Genomic DNA, 309 nt, shown 5'->3' with positions numbered 1-309 from the left:
GTAAAACTTGTGGAGGAACCGGTGTAAGAACACGCCAAGCATGGACATATAAGGCTGATTTTGAAGTATGGTATAAGGATGGGGAAATTGCTGTAATTGATGTAAAAGGATTAGCTAATGAACGATTCCCTTTAGTTCGAAAAATGTTCGAAAATAAATTCAAACATGAATTACTGGTTGTAAAAAAAACCAAAACCGGGTGGAAATATGTTTAAGGAGCTGGTAAAGGATGGCTCAAAAGAAGGATTGGACTGAAGAATATCTTGTAGAACTGGTTAAGTATAACAGCATGGTAAAAGAGATACCCTT

At 36.2% G+C, this 309-nt stretch carries 1 protein-coding gene; it reads left to right on the top strand.

Features of this window, described 5'->3' with window-relative positions:
* Positions 1-215 (top strand): DUF1064 domain-containing protein (locus PZE06_RS27650; protein WP_275792348.1); only part of this gene is annotated, 215 nt, incomplete at its 5' end.
* Positions 216-309: the final 94 nt, after the last annotated feature.

This window comes from Robertmurraya sp. DFI.2.37 (assembly GCF_029211245.1).
GTDB lineage: Bacteria > Bacillota > Bacilli > Bacillales > Cytobacillaceae > Robertmurraya > Robertmurraya methanolica_A.
The sequence above is the reverse complement of the archived record's forward strand: the minus strand, read 5'-3'. Positions and strand labels throughout refer to the sequence as shown.